The sequence below is a fragment of the Escherichia sp. MOD1-EC6021 genome, from assembly GCF_002965245.1.
In the GTDB taxonomy this organism is placed as follows: domain Bacteria; phylum Pseudomonadota; class Gammaproteobacteria; order Enterobacterales; family Enterobacteriaceae; genus Escherichia; species Escherichia coli_F.
On record NZ_PTRU01000009.1, the window covers coordinates 94,602 to 110,180 of the forward strand.

Annotated in this window: 9 protein-coding genes and 1 pseudogene; 1 reads left to right on the forward strand and 9 read right to left on the reverse strand. The window is 51.6% G+C overall.

Annotated elements, in window-relative coordinates; translation table 11 throughout:
* Positions 1–3: 3 nt before the first annotated feature.
* The 8 genes from BEB54_RS12590 to asd all read right to left on the reverse strand — a co-directional run bounded on the left by BEB54_RS12590 (position 4) and on the right by asd (position 13,394).
* Positions 4–990: a PstS family phosphate ABC transporter substrate-binding protein gene (locus tag BEB54_RS12590; protein ID WP_105277443.1), complete on the reverse strand. Its 987-nt coding sequence runs from the start codon at positions 988–990 to the stop codon at positions 4–6.
* 25 nt (positions 991–1,015) lie between these two features.
* Positions 1,016–2,524 (reverse strand): PstS family phosphate ABC transporter substrate-binding protein, encoded by a 1,509-nt coding sequence (locus tag BEB54_RS12595; RefSeq protein ID WP_123059736.1) that lies wholly within the window; start codon positions 2,522–2,524, stop codon positions 1,016–1,018.
* A 126-nt stretch (positions 2,525–2,650) separates the two neighbouring features.
* Positions 2,651–5,098: a glycogen phosphorylase gene (gene glgP, locus BEB54_RS12600; protein WP_053883627.1), complete on the reverse strand. Its 2,448-nt coding sequence runs from the start codon at positions 5,096–5,098 to the stop codon at positions 2,651–2,653.
* An 18-nt stretch (positions 5,099–5,116) separates the two neighbouring features.
* Positions 5,117–6,550, reverse strand: coding sequence for a glycogen synthase GlgA (glgA, locus tag BEB54_RS12605; protein WP_001197646.1), 1,434 nt, complete (start codon positions 6,548–6,550; stop codon positions 5,117–5,119).
* Positions 6,550–7,845 carry a glucose-1-phosphate adenylyltransferase gene (glgC, locus tag BEB54_RS12610; protein WP_000253975.1) on the reverse strand — a complete coding sequence of 432 codons (1,296 nt, stop codon included), beginning with the start codon at positions 7,843–7,845 and terminating at the stop codon, positions 6,550–6,552. The genes glgA and glgC overlap by 1 nt, the downstream gene beginning before the upstream one ends.
* 17 nt (positions 7,846–7,862) lie before the next feature.
* The gene (glgX, locus tag BEB54_RS12615) at positions 7,863–9,836 is read right to left on the reverse strand and encodes a glycogen debranching protein GlgX (RefSeq protein ID WP_000192514.1); all 1,974 of its coding nucleotides are present in this window, start codon (positions 9,834–9,836) and stop codon (positions 7,863–7,865) included.
* Entirely contained in the window at positions 9,833–12,019 is a 2,187-nt protein-coding gene (gene glgB, locus BEB54_RS12620; RefSeq protein WP_001283726.1) for a 1,4-alpha-glucan branching enzyme, read from the reverse strand. Before glgB ends, glgX begins: the two co-directional genes overlap by 4 nt.
* Positions 12,020–12,290: 271 nt before the next feature.
* Positions 12,291–13,394: an aspartate-semialdehyde dehydrogenase gene (asd, locus tag BEB54_RS12625; RefSeq protein ID WP_000799956.1), complete on the reverse strand. Its 1,104-nt coding sequence runs from the start codon at positions 13,392–13,394 to the stop codon at positions 12,291–12,293.
* 192 nt (positions 13,395–13,586) lie between these two features.
* On the opposite strand from asd, the pseudogene yhgN reads away from it, so the two are divergent.
* Positions 13,587–14,179: pseudogene (gene yhgN / locus BEB54_RS12630) on the forward strand (NAAT family transporter YhgN).
* 56 nt (positions 14,180–14,235) lie between these two features.
* Here yhgN and gntU read toward each other — a convergent pair.
* Positions 14,236–15,576 carry a gluconate transporter gene (gntU, locus tag BEB54_RS12635; RefSeq protein ID WP_000210102.1) on the reverse strand — a complete coding sequence of 447 codons (1,341 nt, stop codon included), beginning with the start codon at positions 15,574–15,576 and terminating at the stop codon, positions 14,236–14,238.
* Positions 15,577–15,579: the final 3 nt, after the last annotated feature.

Genomic DNA, 15,579 nt, shown 5'->3' on the forward strand with positions numbered 1-15,579 from the left:
TTATTATTTAATATCTGATAACGTTTTATACAGCGGCACATAGCCCACATCCTCTACCAATTGCTGTCCCTGCGGGCTTAAAAACCAGTCGACGAATTTCTGCGTTTCCAGCGTAGGGGTTTCGTGCGTCACCATATAAACATCAATTATGTACGGATAAGTGCCGTTACGGATATTTTCCTCTGTAGGCGCAATGCCATTTATAGCTAGCAGTTTGATCTGTTTGCGCATTTTGAGCATATTGTCATTCATACGTGTGACGTAATAGTGGAAAGTGTATCCAATGGAAGATGTTGTGTTTTGGTAGTCGGCGACTTCGGTAATTAAACCGCCCATAAGATCGATAACAGTGGATTTTTTGGCTGGCAGCATTGGAGTATCTTGCATAACCAGTCCCTTCATAACCGTTTGGCTTCCAGAATCTTCTGGCCGCTGCCAGACTTTTATACTTTCGTCACCGCCGCCCACTTTATTCCAGCGACTCACTTTACCGCTAAAAATGTCTTTGACCTGCTGTTCGCTAAGTGAATTAACCGGGTTTTTGATATCAACGATAAAGACAAAGGCTTCGCGGGCAAACGCGGTATATTTCAGTTTAACGCCTGCTTCTTCTGCACGTTTTTTCTGTCCTTCCGACGGTTGTGCAACAAAAATAACCGTCGCGGTACCCTTGATCAGACTATCGTAGGCTTCAGCTGTTCGGGTTTGTTGCAAACCATACGCCTGCCAGGCCAGCGAGGTTCGATCCTTATCTTTTGGCTCGGGTACTAATTCATAATACGCGGAAGCATACAGCGGGTATAAGGCTGTAGCGCCGTACACTCTCGGCCATCTTGACCAATCATCGTTGTAACGTAATTCAGGTTGCCCCCGCAGAGACGTCAGTCCATGACTCTCTTCTTCCCTGACGCTGTTATAGTACCCTTCCCGGTCGACACATCCCGCCAGTAACGCCGTACCTAATAGTAAAACACCGGTGAATTTATTCATTGCGCTGATTCCTTTCTCTCGAGCGTTATTTCATTGTTGGATACAGCGGCACATAGCCCACATCTTCCACCAGACTCTGCCCCTGCGGCGTTAAAAACCATTCGACCAGTTTTTGTGTTTCTGACGTAGTATTTTCCCGCGTTACCATAAAGGCATCGACGATATATGGATATTTGCCGTTACGAATATTTTCCGCAGTCGGTGCAATACCGTTAATAGCTAGCAGTTTTATATTTTTATCGGCATTCATTTGTGTTGCGTAATAGCGGAAGGTGTAGCCTATTGAGTTGTTTGTATTACGGTATTCGGCAACAACTTTAATCATTCCCTCCATCATGCTTGCCACTTCGGTTTCCTGCGGCGAGATCATGCGGACATTTTTCATGACCTGCGATTGCATCACTGTCTGGCTGCCAGAATCTTCCGGGCGTTGCCAGGTCTGGCTCTCCTGATCGTTACCGCCTACAGTACGCCAGTTGGTAATTGCGCCACTGAAGATGTCACGCACCTGTTGGTCAGTCAGGGAATTAACCGGGTTATCCGCATTGACGATGAAAACGAATGCTTCACGGGCGAAAGGAGTGTAGTTCAAAGTGACGCCCGATTCCTCTGCACGTTTTTTCTGCCCACCGGAAGGTTGCGCCACAAAAATAATATCGGCATCACCTTTAACAATCCTGTTATATGCATCGGGGGTACGAGAGTTCTCCAGATATTCCCAGGTGTGGAAATCTTCCGGTATAACGCTCAACGCATAAAAGGCAGAAGCATAAATTGGGTACGCCGCCGTAGCACCATCGAGTCGCGGCCAGTTTTGTGTAAACTGAATTTGCGGTTTACCACGCAGTGGCGTCAGTTGATTATTGAGTTTATCGGGTCGCCAGGCCCAGGTATCAATATTTTCACGCACACCGACGCCGGGATTAAGCTGTTTATATAAATAAGCCTGATAACCAGCGATAAAACCAAGCATGAGAAGGATAAACAGGAGGGAATTACGGCAACGTAACCCGTACGTGCCGGTTAAAGGATATCTGGTCGGCCAGCCATACCCCAGCGAAAAACTAATATGCGCACCAACGGGTATAATGACTATCCACCAGAACTCACCTCCGACTAATGAGACTAACAAAACTCCCAGCCAGGGGAGCATAAGCTCTGCCAACCAACCTGCTCCCATTTGGCGAAATTGATAATCTGCCAGATGTAGCGTGATTATCCAGCCAACCAGAGTTAACAGTGCAGGTAAAAGAAAAAAGCATTGCCGCCAGACGGCTATTTCTCTGTTTTCTGGTGCGCTATCACCGGCCCACACGCGACCAGAGAAAAATAGAATTATCGCCCCCAGCGTCAGCATAAAGACGTTGAGTAGAAGATAAATTGTTGGCGTAAAGAGAAAATTGCAAACCTCAAGAATAGCGGCAAGCCCGGCCCCCAGCATGGCAATAACCGCTGCCAAAAATTGCGCCAGTATGGGGATGCCGAAAAAAGTCATTATCAGCGAGGTCAAAATCCATTTTCTGTTTTGCATTATTCTTTCCATTCTTTCTGAATGGCGAAATTATACTCCCCCGAGTCTCCTTGCCCCTCTGGACACTTCTCCGAAATAAAGGCGAAAAAAAACGGGACCGATTTGGCCCCGTTCTATTTTTTAGTGAACTTACAATCTCACTGGATCAATATGCCAGATATGATCAGCGTACTCTTTGATTGTACGGTCAGAAGAGAAGTAGCCCATATTGGCAATGTTCAGCATCGCTTTTGCGGTCCACTCTTCCTGAAGCTCGTAAAGTTCGTCGACTTTATCCTGACAATCGACATAGCTGCGATAATCCGCCAGTACCTGGTAGTGATCGCCGAAGTTGATCAACGAATCAACCAGATCGCGATAGCGCCCCGGTTCTTCCGGACTGAATACACCGCTGCCGATTTGCGTCAGCACCTGATGCAGCTCCTCATCTTTCTCGTAGTATTCACGCGGTTTGTAGCCCTGACGACGCAGTTCTTCAACTTCTTCCGCCGTGTTACCAAAGATAAAGATATTGTCAGCACCGACATGATCCAGCATCTCGACGTTCGCACCGTCCAGGGTACCGATAGTCAGCGCACCGTTAAGTGCAAACTTCATATTACTGGTGCCGGAAGCTTCCGTCCCTGCCAGAGAAATCTGTTCAGATAGATCGGCCGCCGGAATGATCAACTGTGCCAGGCTAACGCTGTAGTTCGGGATGAACACGACTTTCAGCTTGTCGCCAATCTGCGGATCGTTGTTGATCACTTTCGCTACGTCATTGATCAAATGGATAATGTGCTTCGCCATGTAGTAAGCCGAAGCGGCCTTGCCGCCAAAAATATTCACGCGCGGTACCCACTTCGCATCCGGGTCGGCCTTGATGCGGTTATAGCGGGTGATCACGTGCAACACATTCATCAATTGACGTTTGTATTCGTGAATACGTTTGATTTGCACATCGAACAGCGCTTTCGGATTTACCACCACATTCAGCTGCTGGGCGATATACTCCGCCAGACGCTTTTTGTTCTCCAGCTTCGCCTGATGCACCGCGTGATTAACCATTGGGAAATCACAGTGTTGTTGCAGCTCATTAAGCAGGCTAAGGTCGGTGCGCCAGTTACGGCCCAGGTGTTCGTCCAGCACAGCTGAAAGCGATGGGTTCGCTACCGCTAACCAGCGACGCGGGGTCACACCATTGGTGACATTGGTAAAACGTCCAGGGAAGATTTTCGCAAAATCAGCAAATAGCGACTGCACCATCAGGTTAGAGTGTAATTCTGATACACCGTTAACCTTGTGGCTCACCACAACCGCCAGCCAGGCCATACGCACGCGACGACCGTTGGATTCATCAATGATCGACGCCCGTCCCAGCAGGTCGGTATCGTTCGGATACTGTTCCTGTAAGGTTTTCAGGAAATAGTCGTTAATTTCAAAGATGATCTGCAGGTGACGCGGCAGAATTTTACCCAGCATATCAACCGGCCAGGTTTCCAGCGCCTCGCTCATTAGCGTGTGGTTGGTGTAGGAGAAGACCTGACAACACACTTCAAATGCGTCGTCCCAGCTAAATTGATGCTCATCAATCAGCAGACGCATCATCTCAGGAATCGACAACACCGGGTGGGTGTCGTTGAGGTGAATCGCGATTTTATCCGCCAGGTTATCGTAGGTTTTATGCAACTGATAATGGCGACTTAAAATGTCCTGGATGGTCGAAGAAACCAGGAAATATTCCTGACGCAGACGCAGTTCACGCCCGGAGTAGGTGGAGTCGTCCGGATACAGTACGCGGGATACGTTCTCGGAGTGGTTTTTATCTTCCACTGCCGCGAAGTAGTCACCCTGGTTGAATTTACCGAGGTTAATTTCGCTACTGGCTTGCGCACTCCACAAACGCAGCGTGTTGGTCGCGTCGGTGTCGTAACCTGGGATAATCTGATCGTAAGCCACTCCCAGAATCTCTTCGGTTTCGATCCAGCGCGTTTTTTTACCTTCCTGCTGAATGCGACCACCAAAACGGACTTTATAGCGCGTGTTGTGGCGTTTGAATTCCCACGGGTTACCGTATTCCAGCCAGTAGTCTGGCGACTCTTTCTGGCTACCGTTAACGATGTTCTGCTTAAACATACCGTAATCATAACGGATACCGTAACCACGCCCCGGCAACCCTAACGTCGCCAGAGAATCGAGGAAGCAAGCCGCCAGACGTCCCAGACCACCGTTACCGAGGCCCGGGTCATTTTCTTCATCAATCAGCTCTTCGAGATTTAATCCCATCGCTTCCAGTGCGCCCTGTACATCTTCGTAAATTCCTAGCGACAACATGGCGTTGGAAAGCGTACGGCCAATCAAAAATTCCATCGACAGGTAGTAAACCTGACGCGTTTCTTGCGACAACTGGGCACGGTTTGAACGTAACCAGCGCTCCACGAGACGATCGCGCACAGCAAATAATGTTGCGTTCAGCCATTCATGTTTATTGGCGACGACCGGGTCCTTGCCAATCGTAAACATCAGCTTGTAAGCGATAGAATGCTTAAGAGCTTCTACGCTAAGCGTGGGCGATGAATATGTAAACGGAGCATTCATATAGGCGTTTCCTGAAAACTATTTCAAGCGATAGTAAAGCTCACGGTACGACTTCGCCGCGACCTGCCAGCTAAAATCCATTGCCATAGCCTGACGTTGCACAAACCGCCACAGTGAAGGACGGGACCACAGTACAAAAGCACGTCGAATAGCCCGTAACAGCGACCAGGCATTACTATCTTCAAAGACAAACCCACTGGCGACGCCATCTGCAAGGTTCTCAAGAGAACAGTCAGAAACCGTATCAGCAAGCCCACCGGTGCGCCGCACTAACGGCAGCGTACCGTACTTCAATCCATAAAGTTGCGTTAAGCCGCACGGTTCAAAACGGCTGGGCACCAGAATGACGTCCGCGCCGCCCATAATGCGATGCGAAAATGCTTCGTGATAGCCAATCTGAACGCCCACTTGTCCGGGATATTCCGCGGCCGCGGCAAGGAAACCTTCCTGCAACACCGGATCACCCGCGCCGAGTAGCGCCAGCTGTCCGCCCTGCTCCAGAAGGCCTGGTAAGGCTTCCAGCACCAGGTCGAGACCTTTCTGGCTGGTCAGACGGCTCACCACTGCAAAAAGCGGCACTTTATCGTCAACCTTAAGCCCCATTGCGATTTGTAACTGGCGCTTATTCTCCGCTTTATCTTCCAACGTATCGCGGGTGTAACGCGAGGCCAACAGTAAGTCCGTCTCTGGACTCCAGATTTTTTCGTCCACGCCGTTTAGTACGCCGGAAAGACGCCCTTCACGGTGACGCTGCTGCAACAGACCTTCCATACCGTAGGCAAACTGCGGTTCGGTGATCTCGCGAGCGTAGGTCGGGCTGACCGCCGTAATATGATCGGCATAGTACAGACCAGCCTTCAGGAAAGAGATTTGTCCGTTGAATTCCAGCCCATGAATATTAAAGAATGACCATGGCAATTGAATGTCATTCATGTGATGTGCATAAAACATGCCTTGATAGGCCAGGTTGTGCACAGTAAACACCGACTTCGCCGGACGCCCACGCGCCGCCAGATACGCAGGCGCAAGGCCCGCATGCCAGTCGTGCGCATGCACCACATCAGGGCGCCAGAATGGGTCAAGCCCGCTGGCCATTTCTGCCCCAACCCACCCCAACAGCGCAAAACGCAATACGTTGTCAGTGTAGGCAAATAAGTTGGTATCGTGATACGGGCTTCCCGGACGATCATAGAGATGCGGCGCGTCAATCAGGTAAATGCCAACCCCGTTGTAATGGCCGAACAACAGCGTGATATGCCCAGCGAAGGTATCACGGCGAGATACCACCTGCGCATCGGTTACGCCACGGCGAATATCGGGAAATGCAGGCAACAGTACGCGAGCGTCAACGCCGTCTGCGATTTGTGCTGCGGGTAATGCCCCAATAACATCAGCCAGACCGCCGGTTTTAAGCAGCGGGAACATCTCTGAACATACATGTAAAACCTGCATTATCGCTCCTGTTTATGCCCTAACTTCCGTAGCATTTCGCGCGTTACCAGCACGATGCCTTCTTCTGAACGATAGAAACGACGTGCATCTTCCTCTGCGTTTTCACCAATCACCATGCCTTCCGGAATAACACAAGCACGATCAATGACGCAGCGGCGCAGACGGCACGAGCGACCTACCCATACTTCCGGTAACAATACGGCGGAATCAATGTTGCAGAATGAATTCACGCGAACGCGCGAGAACAGAACGGACTGCACCACCACCGAACCGGAGATCACACAACCGCCGGAAACCAGTGAGTTAAGGGTCATCCCGTGGCTACCGGAGCGATCTTGCACGAATTTCGCTGGCGGTAATGATTCATTGTAGGTACGAATTGGCCAATTGCGATCGTACATATCCAGTTCCGGCACCACTGATGCCAGATCGAGGTTCGCTTTCCAGTAAGCTTCAAGCGTACCCACATCGCGCCAGTACGGCTCGGCATCCGGGTCGGATTGTACGCAAGAGAGCGGGAACGGGTGCGCATAGGCCAGACCGGCTTCGGTGATTTTGGGAATCAAATCTTTACCAAAGTCGTGGCTGGAGTTCTCATCGCGATCGTCTTCTTCCAGCAGTTCATACAGATAGTCGGCGTCAAAGACGTAGATACCCATGCTCGCCAGAGATTTGCTCGGATCGTTCGGCATTGACGGCGGGTTAGCGGGTTTTTCAACGAATTCGATAATTTTATCGTTCTCATCAACCGCCATAACGCCAAATGCGGAGGCTTCTTCAATCGGTACAGGCATACAAGCGACGGTGCAACGTGCGCCTTTTTCGACGTGGTCGATAAGCATACGCGAGTAGTCTTGCTTGTAGATATGGTCGCCCGCCAGGATCACCACATATTCCGCTTTGTAACGGCGAATAATGTCGAGGTTTTGCGTGACCGCATCTGCGGTGCCGCGATACCAGTTTTCCCCTTTCATTCTCTGCTGCGCTGGCAACAGATCGACAAACTCGTTCATTTCTTCATTGAAGAATGACCAGCCGCGCTGAATGTGCTGCACCAGAGTATGGGACTGGTACTGGGTGATCACGCCCATACGACGGATCCCGGAGTTGATGCAGTTAGACAGTGCAAAGTCGATAATGCGGAACTTACCGCCGAAGTGTACGGCCGGTTTTGCTCGCTTATTGGTTAAATCCTTCAGGCGGGTACCACGTCCTCCCGCCAGTATCAGGGCAACAGATTTCAATGGCAGCTGGCGCGCCAACATTAAGTGATCGTTCTTCTCTAAACTAACCATGACTAACTCCTTTTTTATCATCTCTGGAACACACACAATCCGTGTGCAGGTCCCTGCCAGACAGCCGTAATCACTGGGTTATCCTCTCCAGCGAATGGGGGAATGGCGTGCCACTCCCCAGCAGGTAAAACAATCTCTGTTACCTCAAGCGTGGCGTTAATTGCGATCAAAAAGCGATCCGAGAGCAGAATTTGCAGCTGTTTCGGCCCGTTTTGCCACTCATCCGTGCTTAAAGGTTGAGCATATCGATTTAGCCAACGGACATTGCCGTCGCCTTCTTCCCACCAGCGATTCTCCACCAAAGCGGGAATGCGCTTGCGCAGATGGATTAACGCGGCGGTAAATGCGGTTAAACCACTGCTTGCCTGCGACCAGTCCAACCAGGTTAATTGATTATCCTGACAGTAGGCATTGTTATTGCCATGCTGGCTATGACCATGTTCGTCACCGGCCAGTAACATCGGCGTACCCTGGGAGAGCAACAACGTTGTTAACAGGGCGTGAATGCTGTCGCGCCGCCGTTCAACCAAGTCAAGAGTACCGCCTAATCCTTCTTTACCATGATTGTTACTGTAATTGTTGTTGGTCCCGTCGCGATTTTCTTCTCCGTTTGCTTCATTGTGTTTATGGTTGAAGCAAACGCAGTCGCGAAGCGTAAAACCGTCATGCGCGGTGACGAGATTAATCGCGGCACTCGGCAGACGACCATTACGTTTAAAAACATCGCTGGAGGCAGCAAAACGCCCGGCAAACGCCCCCAGAGGCAAATCATAATGCAGCCAGAAACGACGGGCAGCATCACGGAAATGATCGTTCCACTCAGCAAACAATGGCGGGAAATTTCCCACCTGATAACCACCAGGCGCAATATCCCACGGTTCGGCAATTAACTTCACCTGCGAGAGCACCGGGCAGTTCTGAATTGCGGTAAACAACGGCGCATCCTGACGAAACTCAGGCGTACGGCCCATGACTGCTGCCAGATCAAAACGGAAACCATCGACGTGGCAGGTTTCTACCCAATAACGCAGGCAGGCGCTGGCATAATCCACCACCGCCGGATGACTCAAATTGAGCGTGTTGCCACAGCCTGTCCAATTGTGATAATCACCGTCTTCTCTTATCCAATAATAGCTACGGTTGTCGATCCCACGCAGAGAGAATAACGGACCGTCGAGGTCCAGTTCCGCACTATGGTTAAGCACGATATCAAGAATGACTTCGATACCCGCTTTATGCAGTGCTTTGATTGCATCGCGAAACTCATTCAGCGCCGTTTCTGGCGAGCAGGCATACGCCGGATGCAGCGCAAACATCGCTACCGGGTTATAGCCCCAGTAGTTACTTAACCCCATACGTTGCAGGCGTGGTTCGCTGGCAAATTGTGCCACCGGCAGCAACTCCAGCGCAGTAATGCCCAACTGTTTCAAATAGTTGATCATCACCGGATGCCCCAGGGCTTTATAAGTGCCGCGGATATCTACGGGGATCTCCGGGTGCAGATACGTTAATCCTTTGACATGGGCTTCATAAATGATAGTGCTGCCCCACGGCGTGCGCGGCGGGGCATCATCCTCCCAGTCATAGTGATCAACCACCACTACACATTTCGGCGCAATGGCGGCGTTGTCGCGATAGTCAGGTTCATTATGACCTGCGTGCAGCAGCGGGTTATCTTTAAACTCCCCGTCAATTTGCCGCGCGCAAGGATCAATCAACAACTTCGCCGGGTTAAAGCGATGTCCCTCGGCGGGTCGCCAGGGGCCATGAACGCGATAACCATAACGCAAACCCGGACGCGCATCCGGCAGATAACCGTGCCAAATGTCGCCACTGTGCCCTGGCAAGTCATAGCGATGTTCCTGGCCATTGGCGTCAAAGATACACAGTTCTACCCGCTCGGCATGAGCGGAGAAAAGTGTGAAGTTGACGCCCTGACCGTCGTAATGCGCGCCGAGGGGTGCGGGTTTGCCAATGGCGAGTTGTGTCATTCTGCCTCCCGAACCAGCCAGATAGTGGCCAGCGGTGGTAGTGTCAGGCTTAGTGAATGCTGACGACCGTGGCTGGCAATCTCATCGCTGTGTACCGTGCCGCCATTGCCTGCATTACTGCCGTGATAGTGCATGGAATCGGTATTGAGGATCTCACGCCATTTACCCGGCTGGTTAATGCCAAAGCGATAATCATGACGCGGCACCGGAGTAAAGTTACTGGCAACGATGATTTCGTTACCCTCTTTATCGCGACGCACAAAGATCAGCACCGAGCGTTCTTTGTCATCCACCACCAGCCATTCAAAACCGTACGGGTCAAAATCCAGTTCATGCATCGCTTTATGGTGGCGGTAGGTGAGGTTCAGATCGCGCACCAGACGCTGGACACCGTGGTGCCAGTTATCGCCGCCTTCCAACAGATGCCAGTCGAGGCTGGCGTCATGGTTCCACTCGCGGCCCTGGGCAAATTCGTTCCCCATGAACAGCAGTTTCTTGCCCGGGAATGCCCACATCCAGCCGTAGTAGGCGCGCAGGTTAGCGAATTTCTGCCATGCGTCGCCCGGCATCCGGTCGAGAATCGATTTTTTACCGTGGACCACTTCATCATGCGACAACGGCAGGACGAAGTTTTCAGTGTAGTTGTAGAGCATCCCGAAGGTCAGTTTATCGTGATGATACTGACGATAAACCGGGTCGAGCTTCATGTAGTCCAGGGTGTCATGCATCCAGCCTAGGTTCCACTTGTACCAGAAGCCCAGACCGCCCATGTCCTGCGGACGAGAAACGCCAGGGAAATCGGTAGACTCTTCCGCCATTGTCACCGCACCGGAAACCTGCTCACCAAGAATACGGTTGGTATTACGCAAGAATTCAATCGCTTCAAGATTCTCGCGCCCGCCAAATTCGTTCGGGATCCACTCCCCCTCTTTGCGGCTGTAGTCGCGATAAATCATTGATGCCACAGCATCGACGCGCAGCGCATCAATACCAAAACGTTCGATCCAGTAAAGCGCATTACCGACAAGGAAGTTACTGACTTCACGGCGACCATAGTTGTAGATCAGCGTATTCCAGTCCTGATGGTAGCCTTCGCGCGGATCGCTGTGTTCATACAAGTTCGTGCCATCAAATTCGGCAAGCGCAAAGTCATCGGTCGGGAAGTGGCCTGGTACCCAGTCGAGAATCACGTTCAGACCAGCTGCGTGTGCGGCATCAATGAAATAACGGAAGTCGTCGCGGGTACCAAAACGGCGGGTCGGTGCATACAGGCCGGTTGGCTGATAACCCCAACTGCCATCGAACGGATGCTCGTTAATGGGCAGCAGTTCGAGGTGGGTAAAGCCCATCCATTTAGCATAAGGCACCAGTTGATCGGCCAGCTCGCGGTAGCTCAACCAGAAATTGTTGTCGGTGTGGCGACGCCAGGAGCCCAGGTGAACTTCATAAATAGAGATTGGCGCATCAAACTGATTCGCCTTTTTGCGCTCTTCAGTCTGCACAACCTTTTCCGGCAGCCCGCAAATAAGAGACGCGGTTTCCGGGCGCATTTGCGCTTCGAAGGCATAAGGGTCGGACTTCAGACGCAAGTTGCCATTGGCATCAATCATCTCGTATTTATAGAGCTGACCGTTATGCGCCCCAGGGATAAACAGTTCCCAGATGCCGCTCTCTTTACGCAGGCGCATCGGGTGACGGCGACCGTCCCAGTAGTTGAATTGACCGACTACCGAGACCCGACGGGCGTTTGGAGCCCAGACAGAAAAACGCGTACCCGTGACGCCATCCATAGTATCTGCATGCGCGCCTAAAGTTTCATACGGGCGCAGGTGAGTACCTTCAGATAATAGCCAGGCATCCATTTCCTGGATTAGCGGACCAAAACGGTAAGGATCATCAATCAGGTTTTGCTGACCATGCCAGACAACAGCCAACTGATAGCGGAAAAAATTCTTACGCCGCGGAATGACGCCGCTAAAGAATCCACGTGAGTCGAGACACTCCAGTTTTGCGAGTTTGCGCCCGGTTTTCGGTTCAATCACCCACACATCGGTAGCGTCGGGTAAAAGGGCACGGACTTCCAGTCCCGCGGTGGTTTTATGCATTCCCAGTACAGAAAAAGGATCCGCAAAATGGCCTGCAATTAGCGCGTTAATCACGTCTCTATCGATACGATCGGACATGCTTGTCTTCCTGTTTTATTGTGTCACCCCATCCAACTAATTTTTGACTTCTGGTTGTGACATTTTTTTGACCTGAACGGCGCAGCACTCTGTGCATCCTCTCTGCGTCGTCCTCACTTCAGGTAAGGCTGTGAATACTCATGTATTCAGCCACCCTTAAAGAATAGCCAATGCTCTATTTAACTCCCGGTAAATCATGAAACATCTGCGCTTACTCCTGTATTACGCACTAACAGGGGCGGCATCGCGCCCCAGATTTAATGAATAAAGATTACGCCAGTTGACGAAGCATCCGACGCAGCGGCTCCGCGGCCCCCCACAGCAGCTGGTCGCCCACGGTAAAGGCTGACAGGAACTCCGGTCCCATATTCAGCTTACGCAAACGGCCTACCGGCGTGGTCAGCGTGCCGGTAACGGCAGCTGGGGTTAGCTCACGCATAGTGATTTCCCGATCGTTCGGAACGACTTTCGCCCACGGGTTGTGCGCAGCCAGCAGTTCTTCCACGGTCGGAATAGACACATCTTTTTTCAATTTAATCGTGAATGCCTGGCTGTGGCAGCGCAATGCCCCGACACGCACACATAAACCATCTACCGGAATTACGGAAGATGTGTTGAGGATCTTGTTGGTTTCCGCCTGCCCTTTCCACTCTTCGCGGCTCTGACCGTTATCGAGCTGTTTGTCGATCCACGGAATCAGGCTACCCGCCAGCGGCACGCCAAAGTTATCCACCGGCAGCTCACCGCTACGGGTTAAGGTTGTGACTTTGCGTTCGATATCGAGAATAGCAGAGGACGGGGTCGCGAGTTCATCTGCCACATGGCCATACAGATGGCCCATCTGGGTTAATAACTCACGCATATGTCGCGCACCACCGCCGGAAGCGGCCTGGTAGGTTGCAACGGATACCCAATCAACAAGATCATTGGCGAATAAACCACCCAACGACATCAACATCAGGCTTACGGTACAGTTACCGCCAACAAAAGTCCTGATGCCATTATTTAATCCGTCGGTAATAACGTCCTGATTGACGGGGTCAAGAATGATGATGGCGTCATCTTTCATGCGCAGAGATGATGCTGCGTCAATCCAGTAACCTTGCCATCCGCTTTCACGAAGCTTTGGATAGATTTCGTTGGTATAATCGCCGCCCTGACAGGTCACAATGATATCGAGGGCCTTTAACGCCTCCAGATCAAAGGCATCCTGAAGTGTGCCAGTGGTTCCGCCAAAAGACGGCGCAGCCTGGCCAAGCTGAGAAGTAGAAAAGAAGACAGGGCGAATGGCGTCGAAGTCGCGCTCTTCAACCATGCGTTGCATGAGAACGGAGCCGACCATACCGCGCCAGCCGATAAAACCAACATTTTTCATAAGCGTTTTTTTCCTGCAAAGATGTGTGCTGTATAAATGTGCCGGTCTCCTCGTGGCACATCTTTCACCATACAAAAAGCAGCCAAAGTCGCAAGTGAAATTAATCAATGATAGCGAAGCCATCAGTAATGCGACTTATCCTGCTTTGTTAGCACGCAGAAAGTCCGCGGCAATTATCAGGGAATTTGAGTTATGAATGAAATCATTTCTGCAGCAGTTTTATTGATCCTGATTATGGATCCGCTCGGAAACCTACCTATTTTCATGTCCGTACTGAAACATACTGAACCGAAAAGACGGCGGGCAATCATGGTGCGAGAGTTGCTTATTGCTCTCCTGGTGATGCTGGTGTTCCTGTTTGCGGGTGAGAAAATTCTGGCATTTCTTAGCCTGCGGGCAGAAACCGTCTCCATTTCTGGCGGCATCATTCTGTTTCTGATCGCCATTAAGATGATTTTCCCCAGTGCTTCAGGAAATAGCAGCGGGCTTCCGGCAGGTGAAGAGCCGTTTATCGTGCCGTTGGCAATTCCGTTAGTCGCCGGGCCGACTATTCTAGCCACGCTGATGTTGTTGTCTCATCAGTACCCGAATCAGATGGGGCATCTGGTGATTGCCCTGCTGCTGGCCTGGGGCGGCACCTTTGTCATCCTGCTACAGTCTTCGCTATTTTTACGTCTGCTGGGAGAGAAAGGGGTGAACGCGCTGGAACGCCTGATGGATTGATTCTGGTGATGATGGCAACCCAGATGTTCCTTGACGGCATTCGAATGTGGATGAAGGGGTAACGAGGAGAGTTTTTCGAAAAGAGCCCGGTAGCGTCACAACTACCGGGCGAACAAACTTAACTCAACAGCTGGAACGCAATCATCCCGACGATGGCACCAACGGTGCCGAGGATGGTTTCCATCATGGTCCAGGTTTTCAGCGTTTCGGCTTCGGTCGCGCCGGTAAATTTACCGAACAACCAGAAACCGGCGTCGTTAACGTGGCTGACAACAATCGAACCACCGGCGATACAAATCGACAGCGCCGCCATTTGCGCACCGGAGTAGTTCAGTTGTTCAATAACCGGCATCACCAGTCCCACCGCCGTTAAACAGGCAACGGTGGCAGAACCCTGAATGATGCGCACTGCAGCTGCCAGCACGAAGCAGGTGATGGCAATCGGCAGACCCATGCCGGTTAACGCTTCGCCCAGCGCCGGACCTACGCCAGAGTCAACCAGCACCTGTTTGAACACGCCGCCTGCACCAATCACCAGCAGAATAATCCCCGCCGGTTGCAGCGCGTGACCGCAAATCTCCATCACTTTGTCTTTCGGCATACCCTGACGCATCGCCAGGCCGTAAATTGCTACCAGGCAAGCGACCAGAATTGCGGTAAACGGATGACCGATAAACTCGAACCATTCGTAAGCGGTAGAGCCTTCCGGCACAAAACGCGCGGCAATGGTTTTCAGCCCCACCAGCACCAGCGGCAGCAGGATCAGCGACAGGCTGAATCCGAAGGACGGCATTTTGCCTTCGCCGAGATGCGGTTCGCTGATATCGTCAGGAATATGCAGCTCCACGTAGCGGCTGATGAAATTACCCCACAGCGGCCCGGCAATAATCATTCCCGGGATTGCCGCACACAGGCCAATCAGGATCATCCAGCCAAAGTCAGCATTCATCTGCGATGCCAGCAGCATTGGCGCTGGCCCCGGTAGTAAGAACGCCGCTGCTGCCGCCACGCCCGCGAATAACGGGATAACCAGCTTCACCAGGTTCGTGCCGGTATGGCGCGCCATTGAGAAAGCAACGCTAATCAACAGGACAATCGCCACTTCAAAGAACAGTGGTAGCGCACAAACCAGGCCCGCAAGGCCAATGGCATAATGCGCACGACTGTGACCGAAGGATTTGAGCATTTTGACGGCAATCTGATCGACTGCGCCGGTTTCATGTAAGATCTTGCCAAACATGGCTCCCAGGGCGACAACTACCGCCAGGAAGCCGAGGGTGCCTCCCATCCCTTTTTCCATCGTCGCTGCGATTTTATCGAGCGGCATGCCGGAAAAAAGGCCAGCCCCCATAGACACCACCATCAAAGCCAGGAAAGCGTGCATACGCGCCTTCATGACTAAAAACAGCAGCAGTAAAACAGACCCTACTGCTGTTAAAACAAGCGTTAATGTAGTCACTAC